The sequence below is a fragment of the Ruegeria sp. G12 genome (assembly GCF_056533565.1).
Genome location: NZ_JBQFOO010000002.1, coordinates 171,283 through 186,784, shown reverse-complemented (window position 1 = coordinate 186,784; position 15,502 = coordinate 171,283). Strand labels below are relative to the sequence as shown.

Below are 15,502 nucleotides of genomic sequence, written 5' to 3'. Positions count from 1 at the left end.
CAGGCTTAGGCTGCGTCTTCGTCCAGATCGATTTCGTCGGCCTGTGCGACGACTTCGCGATCATCATAGTGGCCGCAGGATGCACAAACGTGGTGGGGGCGCTTCAGTTCACCGCAGTTCGGGCATTCGTTCGGGTTTGCAGCAACCAGAGCGTCGTGTGCGCGGCGGTTGTTGCGACGCGACTTGGAAACTTTGTTCTGTTGGACGGCCATGGTCTCAACCTTTGTCTGACTGGGGGCGGCAGATTCGCTGCCAGCCCGGGTTTCGTAGTTCGTTTTATCGTGGTTTGACGCGCGTTTAGGGGACGAGCCCCGCAATGTCCAACCCAAAATCCGATGAGCGCGCGAAAATACTGCGATTCTCGGTATGTTCAAGCGATTTTTCTGACCGCCTGCTATGACAGGAAATCAGCGCCCTGTCACTCGTCTTTTTTGAGCGCGTCGCGCAATCCTGCCAACCCGGCAAAGGGCTTGGCGTCTTCGTCCGTCATCGCCTGTTTGCCCGGTTCGGTATAGTCGGCCTGACCGAGTTCCGCGCCATCCTTGCGCGGGTATTGGGGCAGGGCGAGGGATAGCGCTTCGGTCATCACCTGCGCGGGGTCGATCTCGGGACCCAAAGGCTCGGTCTCGTCGCCTTCGGGGATTTCGAACTCGTCTTCGTCCGGGTCGGTCCAGTCGGCCAGAAACAGGCGGGACACCGGGATGTCGATCCGGGTCGTGACCGGCTCCAGCGTAACGACGCAGGGCTGAATCACGGTTGCACCCAGCTTGCCGGTCAACTCCCAGTCGCGTTTGCCCTGCGCGCGGACCTGACCCACAAAGCTGAGTTTGCGCAGGCCCAGCAGGTTAAGATCGTTTTTCAGCGCTTCCAGCGCCTGCGCGCCCGGGCGCAGATCAAAGGGCGTGGGGGCGTTTTGCGGCAGATCGGCCACCCGAAGTGATGTGACGTTAGTCATCATAGAGTCTTTCCTGTGTTGAACCGTGGCAGCGGTTTCTGTAATCGGATAGAAGCCGTGACAGGCCAAGGCAAGAGGGTGCGTATGTTGAAGGTTGTAAACAGGTTTAAACCGGCTGCGAAATCGCTGGTCATTATTGTGGGCCTGGGTATTGCCGGGGCTTGCTCACCTGTCTTCCAGAATCACGGATATGTGCCACCTGCGGACCAGCTGGCCGAAATTCAGGTTGGCAAGGACACCCGCGACAGCGTGGCCGAGGCCATCGGCGCGCCCGGTGCGTCGGGCGTAGTCAAAGATTCCGGATACTATTACGTCCGCTCGCGGGTTCGCCACTACGGCCCCAAGCGGCCCGAGGTTGTCTCGCGCGAGCTGGTCGCTATCAGTTTCGACCAGCGCGGCGTTGTCCGTAATATCGAACGTTTCGGCCTTGAGGATGGCCTTGTCATTCCGCTTGAGCGCCGCGTGACCGAGTCGAGCGTTCAGGACAAAGGCTTCCTGCGGCAGTTGCTGGGTAACATCGGTAACTTCAACCCAGCAAATATTCCGGGTGCCAACTAAAACAGGCCGGTCCCTTGCTTAGGTCACATGGCGGTCACATGTCATGTGTTACCCAAACGACAAGGACGACAACAGGTCAGCAACCGTGGAGGATGCGACCATTACAACGGCAGTTTTGTTGAGCAAAGGGCGCTATCGCGCCCGTCTGGCCCAGTCGGCCGCGGATGTGGCGGCGGCACAGCGCCTGCGGACGCTGGCCTTTGGCACCCGTCAGGTCGATCAGGACGGTTTCGATGCTGCGTGCGCCCATGTTCTGGTTGAGGACATGCGGTCAGCCGGGCAACTGGTCTGCTGCTTTCGTATGCTGGTGATGGAACATGGGGCCGAGATCGGGCGCAGCTATTCCGCACAGTTTTATGATCTGTCGTCCCTCAAGGATTTCAGCGGACGAATGGTGGAAATGGGCCGGTTCTGCATCCATCCGGACTGGACTGACCCTGATATTCTGCGTGTCGCGTGGGGCGCGATGACGGCTTACGTGGATCAGAACGGGGTCGAGATGTTGTTCGGCTGTTCCTCGTTCGCGGGAACCGAGACCGGGCAGTATCTGGACGCGTTCGCCATGCTCAAGCACCGGCATCTGGGGCCCAAGCGCTGGTTGCCGCGGGTCAAGGCACCGGATGTGTTCCGGTTCGCGGCCCGTTTGCGGCGCAGGCCGGATGCGAAGAAGGCGATGCTGAAGATGCCTCCGCTTCTGCGCACCTATCTGATGATGGGCGGCTGGGTCAGTGATCATGCGGTGGTGGATCGGCACATGAACACGCTGCATGTGTTTACCGGGCTTGAGATCGGGGCGATCCCCCCGGCACGGAAGCGTTTGCTGCGGGCGGTGGCCGGGTAATTCCGTATTTTTAACGAGAAGAAGGTGTGGGCGTTGACGCGCCTGCCTTGCGGGTTTAGCTGGCGGGCATGGCGAGAATTCCTTTGTTGCAGATGTCCGGCATTTCCCTGACCTTCGGGGGTGATCCGGTGTTTTCCGAGCTTGATCTGGTGGTGCAGCCCGGTGACCGTGTGGCGCTGGTGGGGCGCAACGGGTCGGGCAAATCTACATTGATGAAAGTGATGGCCGGTCTGGTCGAAGCGGACCGGGGCGACATCGTGATTCCGCCAGGGAAATCCGTTGGGTATATGGAGCAGGACCCCAGCATGGAGGGGTTCGCGACCTTGGGCGATTACGCCTCAAGCGGGTTGGAGCCCGGAGAGTTGTACAAGGTCGAACGCGCGGGCGAGGGGTTGAAATTCGATCCGTCACGCGCGGTCGAGACCGCCTCGGGCGGGGAGCGGCGGCGGGCGGCGCTGGCCAAGTTGATGGCGGAAGCGCCGGATCTGATGCTGTTGGACGAGCCGACAAACCATTTGGACATTGAGGCCATCGCCTGGTTGGAGCGTGAGTTGGGCGCGACGCGGGCGGCGTTTGTTCTGATCTCGCACGACAGGGCGTTTTTGCGCGCTTTGACTCGCGCGACGCTGTGGATTGATCGGGGCGTCGTCCGGCGGCAGGAACAGGGGTTTGAAGCGTTCGAGGCCTGGCGTGACAAGGTTTGGGAAGAAGAAGACCAGCAGCGGCACAAGCTGAACCGGCTGATCAAGTCCGAGGCCAAATGGGCCGTCGAAGGCATCAGCGCCCGTCGCAAGCGCAATCAGGGCCGGGTGCGTGCGCTACAGGCCTTGCGGGCCGAGAAAGCGGCGCAGATCAAGCGGCAGGGATCGGCGGCCATGTCGCTGGAATCCGGCCCAAAGTCGGGCCGCAAGGTGATCGAGGCCAAAGGTGTTTCGAAAGCCTTTGGCGATCAGCAGATCGTGCGCAACTTCAACCTGTTGGCGCAGCGCGGCGATCGTTTGGCCTTTGTCGGGCCGAACGGCGTAGGCAAGACGACGCTGCTGAAGATGTTGCTGGGGCAAGAGGCTCCGGACACGGGCACGGTCACGCTGGGCACCAATCTTGAGATTGCCGTTTTTGATCAGACCCGTGCGCAGCTCGATCTCGAGATGACCCTGTGGGACAGCCTGACCGGTGACCCTGAGATGCGGGTATCGGGCAAGGCCGATCAGGTCATGGTGGGCGGGCAGCCGAAGCATGTGGTTGGCTATCTCAAGGAGTTTCTGTTTGACGAACGGCAGGCAAGAGCCGCTGTTAAGTCCTTGTCAGGTGGGGAAAAAGCGCGATTGTTGCTGGCGAAGCTGATGGCCAAGCCTTCAAACCTGCTGGTGTTGGACGAACCGACGAACGATCTGGATGTCGAAACGCTGGATTTGTTGCAGGAACTGCTGGACGACTACGATGGTACCGTTCTGCTGGTCAGCCACGATCGGGATTTTCTTGACCGGGTGGCGACGACGACCATCGCGATGGAGGGCAATGGCCGGGCGACGGTCTATGCTGGAGGATGGACCGACTATATTGCGCAACGCGGTGATGTTTTCGAGAAGAAAGAAGAGAAAACAAAGGCTTCAAAGCCGAAGATAACGCAAGAGGCGAAGCCGAAGGTGGGGCTTTCATTCTCGGAAAAGCACCGGCTTGAGAAGCTGCCTGCGGAAATTACGCGCCTTGAGGCCGAAATCGGCAAGCTTGAGGAACTTATGTCAGACCCTGAACTGTTCACGCGAGAGCCGGTCAAGTTTCAGAAAGCGACCGAGGCGCTGGTTGAGCGGCAGGAAAAGCTGTCAGCGGCCGAGGAGGAATGGCTGTTGTTGGAAGAGAAGGCCGAGGGGGCCTGAGGCCGCCCCGGGGTTCACTACACAGCGTTAGTCGGTCTTGCTCATCTCGTTCAGCGTAAAATCGGCAACGGCACCGTCGGTCGCTTGCATATAGGCGGCCAGATGCGGGGCGTTCATGTGGGTTTGCCACAGATCGCGGCTCTGCCAGTTTTCGTAGAACACAAAGAAGCTGGGGTTTGTGTTGTCGGTATGTAGGTCATACTGCAGGCACCCTTCCTCGGCGCGGGTGATGGGGATCAGCTTTTCCAGCTCTGCGCGGACAAGGTCCTCTTTGCCGGGGTGGGCGGTGATCTGGGCGAGAATGGTCAGGGCCATCGTCTGTCCTTTCGGGTTGAGTTGTGACGACCCGGCTTATGTGGCATTGATATATCTAGCGCAAGTACGCACTATTTGTGCAGGTAGGTACCTTTTGGATACTGATATGGGGCTCCGAAATGGAACGGTTCGACAGATATGACTGCAGTGGCGGATGCCCGGTTGAGGCCGGGTTGGAGCAGATTTCTGGCAAGTGGAAAGGGCTTGTTATCTATCACCTTTTGGGCGGCACGATGCGGTTCAACGCCTTGTCGCGGGCGCTGGGGACTGTGACGCAACGCAGCCTGACCAAACAGTTGCGCGAACTTGAGGCGGACGGGATCGTACATCGCAAGGTGTTTCCCGAGGTTCCGCCGCGGGTGGAATACAGCCTGACCGACAAAGGACGGGCCTTGCGCCCGGTGATTGAGGCATTGGCCGATTGGGGGCAGGCGCGAGTGCTTGGGTCAGCGCATCCGTAGCGCGCCGTCGATGCGGATGACCTCGCCGTTCAGATAGCCCATCTCGACGATGAACCCGGCCAGCCGCCCGTACTCGCTTGGGTCGCCAAGGCGCGGCGGGTTGGGGACATCGGCGGCGAGTTGTTGCTGTACTTCCTCGGGCAGACCGGCCAGCATTGGCGTCATGAAGATGCCCGGCGCGATGGCCATCACCCGAATGCCGGTCGAGGCCAGATCGCGGGCCATCGGCAGTGTCATGCCCACGACGCCGCCTTTTGACGCCGCATAAGCCGCCTGACCCTTTTGACCGTCAAACGCGGCGATCGAGGCGGTGTTGATGATGACACCACGCGCGCCGTCCGCGTCGGGCTCGTTCTTTGCCATCTCGGCGGCGGCCAGGCGCGAGACGTTGAAGCTGCCGACCAGGTTGATGTCGATAGTGCGCTGGAACGCGTCCAGCGGGTGTGGCCCGTCCTTGCCCACTGTCTTAGCACCAATGGCGATGCCTGCGCAGTTCACGGCGGCGGTGATCTTGCCCATTTTTTCCATCGCATGGGCAATCGCCTCGGCAACGGACGGCTCATGCGTCACATCTGTTTGCGCAAAATGCCCGTTGATTTCTGCGGCAACCTGCGTGCCGCGCGTCGCATCCCGGTCAAGCAATGTGACCTGCGCGCCCTGGGCTGCGAAGTAGCGCGCCGTGGCCTCACCCAGACCGGACGCCCCTCCGGTGATGATGGCGGCGGTGTCGGATAGGTGCATGGCGGGCTCCTCGCAGGTATATGAACGATTGTTCAATAACTGATTTAAACGCTCTGTGTCCATAGGTTTGATGGTCTCAGCCGCTGGGCCAGTGGATTCTAAATATATCCTCAGAAACCCTTTAGCGGGGCTTCACGCGACATCGCCATTTCGGTGCTGAACTGCCCGATCACATCGGGCGTCTTTTGGTCACGAGGTGCTGAAATGTCGAAGAGTACAAAGCAGAAATTGGGCGCGCTTACTGCTGTGCCATTCATGGGAATTCTGATGGTGAGCAGCGCGTCTGCAGCACCTGAGACCTGCAACTGGAAAACTGCGCGGGATTACGCCAATGCGGGTGATTATGCGGCCCTGTGCGACTGCGCGCAGGTCACACCAAGCTTCTTGGAGCGGCTTCAGAGCCGGTCTGATTTCGAAACAACCCTGACCGTGACCGGAGCGCAATGCCCCGGACTGGCCGCGTTGTTGACTGACCTGCCGACGGCAAGCATTTCGAACGCGGCCAGCACTCTTGGTGAGGATCGGAGTTCTGATCGCAACACGCCGGGGGCCGGTCAAGTTGCGGATGCTGGCGGTGGCAGCAATGACAATCCCGGCGACGGCGGTGGTAACGATGGTCCCGGAGGCGGTGGTGGCAACGATGGCCCCGGCGACGGTGGTGGCAATGATGGTCCCGGTGACGGAGGTGGCAACGACGGCCCCGGTGATGGTGGCGGTGATGAGCCGGGTGATGGCGGTGGCAAGCCAGGCGATGGCAAACCCGGCAAAGGCGGCGGCAAGGGCGGCGACGGACCCGGCAAAGGGAAAGGTGGCGGTAAAGGCGGCGACGGCCCCGGCAAGGGTAAAGGCGGCGGCAAGGGCAATAACGGGCACGGGAACGGCTCGGAAGGCAGTAGCCCCGGACGCGGCAACAACGCCAATGATGATGAAGGCGGTGGCGGCAAGCCCGGTAAGGGCGGCGGCAAGCGCTGAGCCGGTTTGACCCGCATCCTTCTGAAACCACAACGGCCACCCAAGGGGTGGCCGTTGCTGTGTTGGTAGTCGAACCGCTTAGCCCAACTGCACCAGCGCGTGCCGCTTCTTGCCAGCGCTCAGCTTGATGGGCGAGGACAGCGCGCCCGCGTCGATCATCAGCCCTGCATCGGTCAGGGGGGCGTCGTCCAGCTTGGCTCCGTTCTCGGCGATCAGGCGTTTGGCCTCTTTGCCGGATTTGGCGAGGCCGGATTTGACGATGATCTGCACGATCGAGGCGGGCAGGTCTTCGGCGTTCAGCGTCAGGGTTGGAAGGTCCTCACCCACGCCGCCTTTTTCGAACACTTCGCGGGCGGTGGCCTCAGCCGTGGCTGCGGCCTCGGCCCCGTGCAGCAGGTTGGTGACTTCGTTGGCGAGGCGGATTTTGGCCTCGTTGATCTCGGACCCTTGCAGCGCGGCCAGACGGTCGCACTCGTCGACGGGCAGTTCGGTGAAGATTTTCAGGAACCGGCCAACATCGGCGTCAGTGGTGTTGCGCCAGAACTGCCAGAACTCATAGGCACTCAGCATATCGCCGTTCAGCCAGACGGCTCCGCCTTGGGATTTGCCCATCTTGCGGCCATCGCTGGTGGTCAGCAGTGGCGTGGTCAGGCCATAGATTTCCTGATCCAGCACCCGGCGGGTCAGGTCGATGCCGTTGACGATGTTGCCCCACTGGTCCGAGCCGCCCATCTGCAGAACGCAGCTATATCGGCGGTTTAGTTCGAGGAAGTCATAGGCCTGCAGGATCATGTAGTTGAATTCGAGGAAAGACAGCGATTGTTCGCGGTCCAGACGCGATTTCACCGACTCGAAGGAAAGCATCCGGTTGACCGAGAAATGCCGCCCGATATCGCGCAGGAAATCGAGGTAGTTCAGGCTGTCCAGCCATTCCGCATTGTTCAGCATCAGCGCGCCGGTTTCGCTGTCGTCATAGGACAGGTACTTGGCGAACACCTTCTGCATTCCGGCGATATTGGCGTCGATCTGTTCGGGGCCCAGCAGGGGGCGCTCATCCGAGCGGAACGAGGGATCGCCCACCTTGGTGGTGCCGCCGCCCATCAGGGTGATCGGTTTGTGGCCGGTTTTCTGCAGCCAGCGCAGCACCATGATGTTCATCAGGTGCCCCACATGCAGTGACTGCGCGGTGGCGTCATAGCCGATATAGGCAGTTTGCACCCCACTGATCAACGCGTCGTCAAGGCCCTGACAATCGGTGCAGTCGGCGAGAAAGCCGCGCTCGATCATCGTGGCGATGAAATCCGATTTGGGGTGGTAGGTCATATCGTGCCCTTTGGGTTGATGTTGCGCGGCAACGTATAGGGCCGTGCAATGCCAAGTAAAAGGTGCATTTGCCCGTTTTAACGTGCAGAGGTCAGCTTTTGGTCGGCGGCAGGCGGAAGGCAAACACCATCGCAATCAAGTTCAACGCCGCCAACGCAAAGATCGGCGTGATCGGGTCATGCAGATGCGCCACGGCCCCGAGAGCCGCCGCAAAGGCGATGCCGACCAGCCCGGCGGTGACATCTCCGAGGGCGACGAGATAGGGGCGCTCGGTCTCTTTGGTCATTTCGATGATGTACAGGTAGCGGCCATAGATCACGCCATTGCCGCCGAGCGACAACAAAAGGATCACCGCCGCGTACAGCCAGACGTTCTGCGCATAGCCCATGAAGGTGAACCCCAACGCCAAGACCGCCGACAGTGCCGAGATCAGGCATCCCAGCCACATCACCGGCTTCACCGAGATCCGGCCGCTGAGCCAACCCCAGATGATCGAGCCGATCACGACACCGGCGCTGGCCCCGATCACGAAGTAACTCAGCGAGTGTTTGGTGCCCACGTGATAGGTGGCGGCGTGGATGGTGTAGAAGGGCATGGCCAGTTCGACCGTCACAAACAGCAGCCGGGTGAACAGGAACTTGCGATACCAGGGATAGCCCATGCCGGTTTTGAAGCCGGTCGCCAGTTCGGCCATTGGTTTGGGCTTCTTGGCGGGGGTAGGTCTGGGCGGCTGGTCCTCCTCGAAGATGCGCACACCGGCAAAGCTGATGCCGGCGGCAAACATGGCGACAACGCCGCACCACATGACAACGATATGGCGCTGCATGGGCTGGTCCGAGACCAGAAGGTCCTTGGTTACCCAGACAGCGACAATCGCTAAAGCGCCCGAGATCGTGGCCTGCGCAAACACCATCCGATTGCGCTTGGCATCCGGTACAGACACGCCATAGATCTGGCTGGTGCCAAGGCTGGCCAGCCCCTGACACAGCCCCATGATCGCCGCCGTCGCAAGGAACAGCAAAACGACCATCAGCTGCGGCAGGTTGGTCGCAAACAGCGCGACGATGGACAGGATCACTCCGGTCAGGATGTTGGGCACATAGACGGCCAGCTTCGCCCGGGTGACGCGATTGATGAAGGGCGAGACAAAAATCTCGGCGATCAGCCGCGCGCCAGTGACGCAGGGCAGCAGCAGCCCTGCGATAAAGGTGGGTGCGCCCAGGGCGAGATACAGGAACGGCAGCACCAGACGCGGGTTGACCAGTTGCGTCCCGATGGTTGCCAGTGCGCCTGACCAGAAGATCAGCTGGTAGTTCCGGTTTTCAACCGTGCGCGTTGATTTTGACGTCTCAGGCTGTCCCATTCTTGCTCATCACACGATCGGTATTTGTGTCTTGCCCACCGTCAATGCTGGCGCAGAAATCGGTTTTCTGCAATGGGATTGGGGCCTTGGTGTTGATCCCGAGGCGCAGGCGGCGAAAAAAGCTGAAGGATGCAGCGCAAGGCCCTTGCCATAGGCTGCGGATAGGTTGCAGTTTGGTCAGATCGCAACCCAAGGGTGTAAAACCCCTGCGAAAATCCACATCACCAAACAGGAGAAGAGCGTGGGCCTGGCCATCAAGACAAACAAGGCGATCCGGGCGCTGGGCGCGATGTCTGGTACCTCGCTGGACGGGGTGGATGCCGCCGTGGTGGAAACGGACGGGCACCGGATATTGGGGTTCGGCGACAGCGGCTATCGCGCGTATTCTGAGGCCGAGCGCACCCAACTGCGCGCCGCCCTTGGGCAGTGGAACGGGCCTCAGGTCGACGCGGCGGAGGAATTGGTGACGCTGGCCCATGCAGAGGCGTTGTCGGAATTCGAAGACGTCGACTTAATCGGCTTTCACGGCCAGACCCTTGCGCATGAGCCGCGCGGGCGGGGCACGCTGCAGGTGGGCGATGGATTTGGTCTGGCACAAGCGCTGGGCTTGCCAGTGGTGTGGGACTTTCGCAGTGACGATGTGAAAATGGGCGGCGAGGGCGCGCCGCTTGCGCCGTTCTTCCATTTCGCCTGCGCCAAGTGGATCGGCGCACAGGAACCTCTGTGCTTTCTGAACCTCGGCGGGGTTGGCAACCTGACCTATGTGGACCCATCCTTTGACGGACCCGAGATGCCGGGGGCGCTGCTGGCTTTTGACACCGGCCCGGCCAATGCGCCAGTCGATGATCTGATGCAAGCGCGACTGGGTCTGCCGATGGACCGCGACGGCGCTGTGGCGCGCGGCGGGACGGTCGAGACCGGCGCGCTAGAGCTATTCCTGGCCGAGCCGTTCTTCACCCGCATGCCGCCGAAATCGCTGGACCGTAACGACTTTGCCGAGATGATCGGGCTGGTGCAGGAACTCAGCGATTCCGATGCGGTCGCCACGCTGACCGGCATGTGCGCCGCCGGCGTAGTACAGGGGATGGAGCATTGCCCCAAGCCGCCTGCGCGGTTGCTGGTGACAGGCGGCGGGCGTCACAACCCGGTGCTGATGGAGATGCTGCGGGTCGCGCTGGACTGCCCGGTCGAGCCGGTCGAGACCGTTGGTCTGGACGGCGACATGCTGGAAGCACAGGCCTTTGCCTATCTTGCTGTGCGCGTGGCGCGGGGGTTGCCGACCTCGTGCCCCGGTACGACCGGCGTGCGGGCCTTGGTGGGTGGCGGGGTTGTCAGTTCGGTGTCGATGGATCGCGCTGTCTGAACCGGTCTGCGGGGGCCGCCGCAGAACAGCAGTTCAAAAAACCGCAATGATGTGCAAGGGTTAGGGTATGGTCTGATCCGGGCATATTGAAGGTAGGTACGTATGGCGACCAAGGCGGAACTGGAAGCTGAGTTGAACGCGCTTCGGGCGCGCAACGCGACGTTGGAAGCAAAGGCTGAGGAACGTCCTGAGCCCGAAGCCTCACCGCCTTTGAAAACGGCGGACGAGATTCGAAAGCTGCTGGAAGAACACGGCATAGACCTGAAAAAGGCCGCGGCGCTGGGCGAGGATGTCGTCGAAGAATTCGGCTGGCTGCAAAAGCAGTACCCGATCACCGCGCTGCTGGTTGCCTTTAGCCTCGGATATGTCGTTGGCCGGGTGCGCAGTTAGGATACGGGACATGAACAGACTCAGCAAAAATCTGACAACGATCTACCGCACCGAACGCCTTATCGCACGCCGCCGTTTCGCTGTTGTGCAGCAGCAGACCATTCTGATGGTTTTGGCTGGAATCTCGGCTTTGGCGGGTCTGGTCCTGTTGGATGTCGCGCTGTTCTTTATGCTGAAAACCTGGATGTCTTCGGGGGCGTCTGCAGCCGTTCTGTCACTCGCCAATCTGATGCTGGCCGTTCTGCTTGTGCTGTTTGCCAAACGCACGAATGTCGAAGACGAGATCGCCCCGGCGGTCGAGGTGCGCGACATGGCCATCGCCGATATCGAGGATGAGTTGGAAGAAATGGCGGTCGAAGCGCGTGAGGTCGTTCAGGCGGTGAAAAGCATTGGCGCGAACCCTCTGGGATCTTTGCCCGCCTTGCTGGTTCCGCTGATCACCGCAATTCTACGCGCCAAAGAGCGTAAGGAATAGCGCGGGCTTAGTTGTTCAAAGCACGCGTGTAGTCAGCCGCAAATTCGGTATACCCGTCAGAGGTGGATTTCAGATGCGCCCGCGTCCAGTCGTGGAAGGTGGGTAGCTGGTGGAACGGCACGTTCGGGAAGGCGTGATGTTCCGCATGATAGGGCATATTCCACGCCACGAACCGGACGATCCGGTTGGTGAATGTCGTGCGTGAGTTTTCCAGCATGTTGGCCACGGGTGGGCACAGCCCATGTTCCGCCAGCAAATAGAGGCGCAAAAAAGGCTGACCGATCAGCACCGGCAGCAGCCAGAGCCAGAACACGGCCGAGGTATAGAACAGGCTGAGCGTAGTAAGGGTGTATAGCGCCAGAAGAACCCTCGCCTCGGTCCGGATGGCGCGATGCTGGCGGGCTGGAAGGTAGGGCGCGTCGATCTTTCTCGCAGCGTTACGCAGAAGGGTTTGCGCCATGCCGGACCAATAGGGCCAACCGCTGAGATAGAGGATCAGGCTGCGCCAACTGTCCGGGCGCGGTTTGCCGTCCAACTCGGGGTCATTTTGCGGATGATTGGTCCATTTGTGATGCGCGAGATGGAAATAGCGGAACCACGTAAAGGGCAGGGCGATCGGTACCGAGACTAGATGCCCGACGGCGTCATTCAGCCTCTCGGTTCTGAACGGGGTCTTATGGGTGCATTCGTGGCTGAGTGTGAACAGGAAGACCAACAGAATTCCCTGCGGCAGGATGAGCAGCGGCCAGAGAGGGATTTGCGCCGTGATCCCGCCACTTGTTGCGGCCAGCGCCCCGAAATACAGCGCAAGATGCTTCAAGCCCGCCCAGTCGGACCGTCTCTGCAGACAGTCCTTTGCCTCGGGCGGTATTGCGGCGATCAGGGCGCGGTGATCCATCTGTCAACCCTTCGGAATATCGAAACCCGGCGCGGCCAGTTCGAATCCGCCGAACTCGAACCCCGGAGATACGGTGCAACTGACCAGAGTATAGTCTCCGGTACTACGCGCCGCCTGCCAATGGCCTTCGGGCACGATCACTTGCGGTGCGCCTTGCGACAAGTCGGGGGTCAGCAGATGATCCGAGGCGGGCCCTTTGTCGGTTTCGCTCAGCGACAGGACCAGCGACGCGCCCGCATGAAAAAGCCAAATCTCAGTCGCATCGACCCGGTGCCAGTGGCTGCTTTCCCCGGCCTTGAGCAGAAAGTAGATACAGGTCCCGGTGGCGCGGCCCGGATTGTCGGCGCGCCATGTCTCTTTGAACCAGCCGCCCTCGGGGTGTTGTTGCAGGTTCAGGTGGTCGATGATCTGGTCAGCGGTCATGGAGTCCTCGTGGGTCTGGGCGATTATGCACGCACGCGCGCGATCCGCTATGGCAATCATACACAGGGGGCATATGTTTGCGACATGACCCTGACGATCCCCTTTGACAACTCCTATGCCCGCCTGCCGGACGGATTTTTCGCACGGCAAGCCCCTGTTCCGGTGCGCGCGCCGCAGATGATCGCGTTCAACGAGAACCTCGCGCGGCTTTTGCGGGTCTCTCCTGGTGACGTGCAGGAGATGGCCGAGGCCTTCTCCGGGAACACCCTGCCAAGAGGGGCCGAGCCGCTGGCGCAGCTTTATTCCGGGCATCAGTTTGGGCACTATAACCCGCAGCTTGGCGACGGGCGCGCGGTGCTGTTGGGCGAGACCGTGGGAACCGACGGCATCCGCCGCGACATTCAGCTTAAGGGTTCCGGCCCCACGCCGTTCTCGCGACAGGGAGACGGGCGGGCGTGGCTGGGGCCTGTCCTCAGGGAATACGTGGTGTCCGAGGCCATGCATGCGCTGGGCGTCCCAACCACGCGTGCACTCGCCGCCGTTGAAACGGGTGAGGTGGTTCTGCGTGAAGGCCCGATGCCAGGTGCGGTTCTGACCCGCGTGGCGCAAAGCCACCTGCGGGTGGGCACGTTTCAGGTCTTTGCCGCGCGCGGTCAGTTGGATAGCCTGCGACGCCTGACCGACTATGCCATTGCGCGCCACTACCCAGAGGCCGAAGGACCGATGGGCCTGCTGCGCGCGGTGCGGGATGCGCAGGCGCGGCTGATCGCCGGGTGGATGAACGTCGGCTTCATTCACGGGGTGATGAACACCGACAATTGCTCGATTGCCGGTGAGACCATCGACTACGGGCCTTGCGCCTTCATGGACAGCTATCACCCCAACACGGTCTACAGCTCGATTGACCGGATGGGGCGTTATGCCTATTCCAACCAGCCCGACATTGCCGTGTGGAACCTCGCCCAACTGGCGACGGCTCTGATCCAGCAATATGAAGACAAAGAGGCCGCAGTCGAGGAAGCGACCGAGATCGTCCACGCCATGCCCGACCTGCTGCAGCAGAACTGGCTGGCCCGGTTCCGCGCGAAGATCGGTCTGGCGACGGCCGAGGAGGACGACCTTGAGATGATCTCGGACCTGCTGACCCGAATGGCGCAGAATCAGGCCGATTTCACCAATACGTTCCGGGCTTTGGGCAGCGATAATACGCGGGACCAGTTCACCGATCCCGATGCGTTTGATAGCTGGTCAGAGGGCTGGCAGGCGCGGCTTCAGCGCGAGGACGACCCGCATCAAGTCATGGCCTCCGCCAACCCGGCCTACATCCCGCGCAATCACCGGATCGAACAGATGATCGAGGCCGCAGTTGCCGGAGACTATGCACCGTTTCACCGGCTGAATACCGTGCTTACCAAACCTTACGAGGATCAACCGGACCAGACCGACTTGGCACGGCCCCCTACGGTAAACGAGGTGGTTCAGGCCACGTTCTGCGGAACCTGAGGGCGACCGATAAGGTCAAATCGCAAACAGGCTTCGGACTGTTCGATGGGCAGGGTGGGCGAAATCAGACCGCTGCTGGTCAGCATGATCGTTTCGCGTTTCAGTTGGATTTCCTGGCCGCCTTCCGATTTTACATAGGTGCCCGATGTGCTGCGATCCGTCAGAAACAGCTTGCCGCTTTTCATGCTCAGAACTGCATGCAGCCTTGAAACCCATGGCTGCGGCAGCACGACGTCGCAGTCGGACGACCGGCCCAGTTTAAACTCACCATCGTTCCGGCAGCGCCAGGCACGGTCTTTGTAGCTGAGAATCAAAGTCAGGGTATCGCCACCCTGCAGGTTGCTTTCGGTCCGGCCGAAATCCAGCGGCAAACGGGTTTGCGTTGACGGGTCCAGCACAGAGTTGACCAGCGAATATGCGGTGACCGGCTCGCTCAGCCCTTTCAGGGTGAGCCCGCCAAGCGGCTTGAGAAGCTGCCGAAGTTCGGGTGACAGCATCGAGGCGACGTCGTCGCTGATACAAGCCTCGCGCGGGTTTGCGGCGGTGGACAGGCGGGCGGTGACGTTGACGGCCTCGCCATAGATACCACGCTCGGCCACGACGATTGGCCCGCTATGCACGCCGACATGAACAGAGACCGGCGCTTCGGCTGGGCGTTCAATCATCTGCAGGGTCGCATAAACCGCCGCATTCGGGTCGTCAAAATAGCTGAGGACATCGTCGCCTTTCTGGCCCACGGGTATGCCGCCAAATTCCAGCATCACAGTCCGCAGCCGGTCGATTTCAAGCTGAAGCAGCCGCTGCGCCTCATCATCGCCCACAGCCTGATACAGCGGTGTGCTTCCCGAAATATCGGCGATGACCATGGTGGCGAACCTGGAGTTGGCGTCCAAAACCTGCATTCCCTTTTTTGGCGCAGTTTAGCGGTGCAGGATGATCTGTACACGGTTTTATGTCGTTTCTGTGGGCGTTGGATGAAGTTCCCCGCGCCGATGTGACGAAAACGCGAGGTATAGCAAAATCAGGTTGCGCCGGGCGTTGAGT

18 protein-coding genes are annotated in these 15,502 nt (G+C 60.9%); 9 read left to right on the top strand and 9 right to left on the bottom strand.

The window, feature by feature from the left end; all coding sequences use genetic code 11:
• Positions 1 to 5: 5 nt before the first annotated feature.
• Both rpmF and ACR0JN_RS04730 read right to left on the bottom strand, forming a co-directional pair.
• Positions 6 to 212: a 50S ribosomal protein L32 gene (gene rpmF, locus ACR0JN_RS04735; RefSeq protein ID WP_008756996.1), complete on the bottom strand. Its 207-nt coding sequence runs from the start codon at positions 210 to 212 to the stop codon at positions 6 to 8.
• 206 nt (positions 213 to 418) lie between these two features.
• A complete protein-coding gene (locus ACR0JN_RS04730; RefSeq protein ID WP_480885007.1) occupies positions 419 to 955 on the bottom strand; it encodes a YceD family protein in 537 nt (178 codons plus the stop codon).
• Between the two features lie 84 nt (positions 956 to 1,039).
• On the opposite strand from ACR0JN_RS04730, the gene ACR0JN_RS04725 reads away from it, so the two are divergent.
• From ACR0JN_RS04725 to ACR0JN_RS04715, 3 genes are all read left to right on the top strand, one after another.
• Positions 1,040 to 1,513 (top strand): outer membrane protein assembly factor BamE, encoded by a 474-nt coding sequence (locus ACR0JN_RS04725; RefSeq protein ID WP_480884539.1) that lies wholly within the window; start codon positions 1,040 to 1,042, stop codon positions 1,511 to 1,513.
• Between the two features lie 43 nt (positions 1,514 to 1,556).
• Complete coding sequence (locus ACR0JN_RS04720; protein ID WP_480884538.1) at positions 1,557 to 2,354, top strand: GNAT family N-acetyltransferase; 798 nt, start codon at positions 1,557 to 1,559, stop codon at positions 2,352 to 2,354.
• A gap of 68 nt (positions 2,355 to 2,422) precedes the next feature.
• Positions 2,423 to 4,231, top strand: coding sequence for an ABC-F family ATP-binding cassette domain-containing protein (locus ACR0JN_RS04715; RefSeq protein WP_480884537.1), 1,809 nt, complete (start codon positions 2,423 to 2,425; stop codon positions 4,229 to 4,231).
• A 27-nt stretch (positions 4,232 to 4,258) separates the two neighbouring features.
• Here ACR0JN_RS04715 and ACR0JN_RS04710 read toward each other — a convergent pair whose 3' ends face one another.
• The gene (locus ACR0JN_RS04710) at positions 4,259 to 4,546 is read right to left on the bottom strand and encodes a putative quinol monooxygenase (protein WP_480884536.1); all 288 of its coding nucleotides are present in this window, start codon (positions 4,544 to 4,546) and stop codon (positions 4,259 to 4,261) included.
• A gap of 119 nt (positions 4,547 to 4,665) precedes the next feature.
• On the opposite strand from ACR0JN_RS04710, the gene ACR0JN_RS04705 reads away from it, so the two are divergent.
• On the top strand, positions 4,666 to 5,007 hold the full coding sequence (locus ACR0JN_RS04705) for a winged helix-turn-helix transcriptional regulator (protein WP_480884535.1): 342 nt from the start codon (positions 4,666 to 4,668) through the stop codon (positions 5,005 to 5,007).
• Here ACR0JN_RS04705 and ACR0JN_RS04700 read toward each other — a convergent pair.
• Entirely contained in the window at positions 4,993 to 5,748 is a 756-nt protein-coding gene (locus tag ACR0JN_RS04700) for a 3-hydroxyacyl-CoA dehydrogenase (RefSeq protein WP_480884534.1), read from the bottom strand. The two genes, ACR0JN_RS04705 and ACR0JN_RS04700, sit on opposite strands and share 15 nt — an antisense overlap.
• A gap of 204 nt (positions 5,749 to 5,952) precedes the next feature.
• Between ACR0JN_RS04700 and ACR0JN_RS04695 the strand changes: the two genes are divergently transcribed.
• Positions 5,953 to 6,720, top strand: coding sequence for a hypothetical protein (locus ACR0JN_RS04695; protein WP_480884533.1), 768 nt, complete (start codon positions 5,953 to 5,955; stop codon positions 6,718 to 6,720).
• Positions 6,721 to 6,798: 78 nt separating this feature from the next.
• On the opposite strand, the gene tyrS is transcribed toward ACR0JN_RS04695, so the two are convergent.
• Both tyrS and ACR0JN_RS04685 read right to left on the bottom strand, forming a co-directional pair.
• Positions 6,799 to 8,043: a tyrosine--tRNA ligase gene (tyrS, locus tag ACR0JN_RS04690; protein ID WP_480884532.1), complete on the bottom strand. Its 1,245-nt coding sequence runs from the start codon at positions 8,041 to 8,043 to the stop codon at positions 6,799 to 6,801.
• A gap of 91 nt (positions 8,044 to 8,134) precedes the next feature.
• Complete coding sequence (locus ACR0JN_RS04685; RefSeq protein ID WP_480884531.1) at positions 8,135 to 9,406, bottom strand: MFS transporter; 1,272 nt, start codon at positions 9,404 to 9,406, stop codon at positions 8,135 to 8,137.
• 289 nt (positions 9,407 to 9,695) lie between these two features.
• On the opposite strand from ACR0JN_RS04685, the gene ACR0JN_RS04680 reads away from it, so the two are divergent.
• The 3 genes from ACR0JN_RS04680 to ACR0JN_RS04670 all read left to right on the top strand — a co-directional run bounded on the left by ACR0JN_RS04680 (position 9,696) and on the right by ACR0JN_RS04670 (position 11,634).
• On the top strand, positions 9,696 to 10,769 hold the full coding sequence (locus ACR0JN_RS04680) for an anhydro-N-acetylmuramic acid kinase (RefSeq protein ID WP_480885006.1): 1,074 nt from the start codon (positions 9,696 to 9,698) through the stop codon (positions 10,767 to 10,769).
• A gap of 102 nt (positions 10,770 to 10,871) precedes the next feature.
• Positions 10,872 to 11,159: a hypothetical protein gene (locus tag ACR0JN_RS04675; protein ID WP_480884530.1), complete on the top strand. Its 288-nt coding sequence runs from the start codon at positions 10,872 to 10,874 to the stop codon at positions 11,157 to 11,159.
• Between the two features lie 10 nt (positions 11,160 to 11,169).
• The gene (locus ACR0JN_RS04670) at positions 11,170 to 11,634 is read left to right on the top strand and encodes a hypothetical protein (RefSeq protein ID WP_480884529.1); all 465 of its coding nucleotides are present in this window, start codon (positions 11,170 to 11,172) and stop codon (positions 11,632 to 11,634) included.
• Between the two features lie 7 nt (positions 11,635 to 11,641).
• Here the strand turns inward: ACR0JN_RS04670 and ACR0JN_RS04665 are convergent, their stop codons facing one another.
• Positions 11,642 to 12,532, bottom strand: a complete 891-nt coding sequence (locus ACR0JN_RS04665) for a fatty acid desaturase (RefSeq protein ID WP_480884528.1) — start codon at positions 12,530 to 12,532, stop codon at positions 11,642 to 11,644.
• Between the two features lie 3 nt (positions 12,533 to 12,535).
• On the bottom strand, positions 12,536 to 12,955 hold the full coding sequence (locus ACR0JN_RS04660; RefSeq protein ID WP_480884527.1) for a cupin domain-containing protein: 420 nt from the start codon (positions 12,953 to 12,955) through the stop codon (positions 12,536 to 12,538).
• Between the two features lie 84 nt (positions 12,956 to 13,039).
• Between ACR0JN_RS04660 and ACR0JN_RS04655 the strand changes: the two genes are divergently transcribed.
• A complete protein-coding gene (locus tag ACR0JN_RS04655) occupies positions 13,040 to 14,458 on the top strand; it encodes a protein adenylyltransferase SelO (RefSeq protein ID WP_480884526.1) in 1,419 nt (472 codons plus the stop codon).
• On the opposite strand, the gene ACR0JN_RS04650 is transcribed toward ACR0JN_RS04655, so the two are convergent.
• Positions 14,434 to 15,351 (bottom strand): adenylate/guanylate cyclase domain-containing protein, encoded by a 918-nt coding sequence (locus ACR0JN_RS04650; protein ID WP_480884525.1) that lies wholly within the window; start codon positions 15,349 to 15,351, stop codon positions 14,434 to 14,436. The genes ACR0JN_RS04655 and ACR0JN_RS04650 overlap by 25 nt on opposite strands.
• Positions 15,352 to 15,502 lie beyond the last annotated feature (151 nt).

Excerpts from the sequence above, each read along its gene's own strand:
- rpmF (WP_008756996.1), bottom strand. The coding sequence starts at position 212 with ATGGCCGTCCAACAGAACAAAGTTTCCAAGTCGCGTCGCAACAACCGC.
- ACR0JN_RS04730 (WP_480885007.1), bottom strand. The coding sequence starts at position 955 with ATGACTAACGTCACATCACTTCGGGTGGCCGATCTGCCGCAAAACGCC.
- ACR0JN_RS04725 (WP_480884539.1), top strand. The coding sequence starts at position 1,040 with ATGTTGAAGGTTGTAAACAGGTTTAAACCGGCTGCGAAATCGCTGGTC.
- ACR0JN_RS04720 (WP_480884538.1), top strand. The coding sequence starts at position 1,557 with ATGTGTTACCCAAACGACAAGGACGACAACAGGTCAGCAACCGTGGAG.
- ACR0JN_RS04715 (WP_480884537.1), top strand. The coding sequence starts at position 2,423 with ATGGCGAGAATTCCTTTGTTGCAGATGTCCGGCATTTCCCTGACCTTC.
- ACR0JN_RS04710 (WP_480884536.1), bottom strand. The coding sequence starts at position 4,546 with ATGGCCCTGACCATTCTCGCCCAGATCACCGCCCACCCCGGCAAAGAG.
- ACR0JN_RS04705 (WP_480884535.1), top strand. The coding sequence starts at position 4,666 with ATGGAACGGTTCGACAGATATGACTGCAGTGGCGGATGCCCGGTTGAG.
- ACR0JN_RS04700 (WP_480884534.1), bottom strand. The coding sequence starts at position 5,748 with ATGCACCTATCCGACACCGCCGCCATCATCACCGGAGGGGCGTCCGGT.
- ACR0JN_RS04695 (WP_480884533.1), top strand. The coding sequence starts at position 5,953 with ATGTCGAAGAGTACAAAGCAGAAATTGGGCGCGCTTACTGCTGTGCCA.
- tyrS (WP_480884532.1), bottom strand. The coding sequence starts at position 8,043 with ATGACCTACCACCCCAAATCGGATTTCATCGCCACGATGATCGAGCGC.
- ACR0JN_RS04685 (WP_480884531.1), bottom strand. The coding sequence starts at position 9,406 with ATGGGACAGCCTGAGACGTCAAAATCAACGCGCACGGTTGAAAACCGG.
- ACR0JN_RS04680 (WP_480885006.1), top strand. The coding sequence starts at position 9,696 with ATGTCTGGTACCTCGCTGGACGGGGTGGATGCCGCCGTGGTGGAAACG.
- ACR0JN_RS04675 (WP_480884530.1), top strand. The coding sequence starts at position 10,872 with ATGGCGACCAAGGCGGAACTGGAAGCTGAGTTGAACGCGCTTCGGGCG.
- ACR0JN_RS04670 (WP_480884529.1), top strand. The coding sequence starts at position 11,170 with ATGAACAGACTCAGCAAAAATCTGACAACGATCTACCGCACCGAACGC.
- ACR0JN_RS04665 (WP_480884528.1), bottom strand. The coding sequence starts at position 12,532 with ATGGATCACCGCGCCCTGATCGCCGCAATACCGCCCGAGGCAAAGGAC.
- ACR0JN_RS04660 (WP_480884527.1), bottom strand. The coding sequence starts at position 12,955 with ATGACCGCTGACCAGATCATCGACCACCTGAACCTGCAACAACACCCC.
- ACR0JN_RS04655 (WP_480884526.1), top strand. The coding sequence starts at position 13,040 with ATGACCCTGACGATCCCCTTTGACAACTCCTATGCCCGCCTGCCGGAC.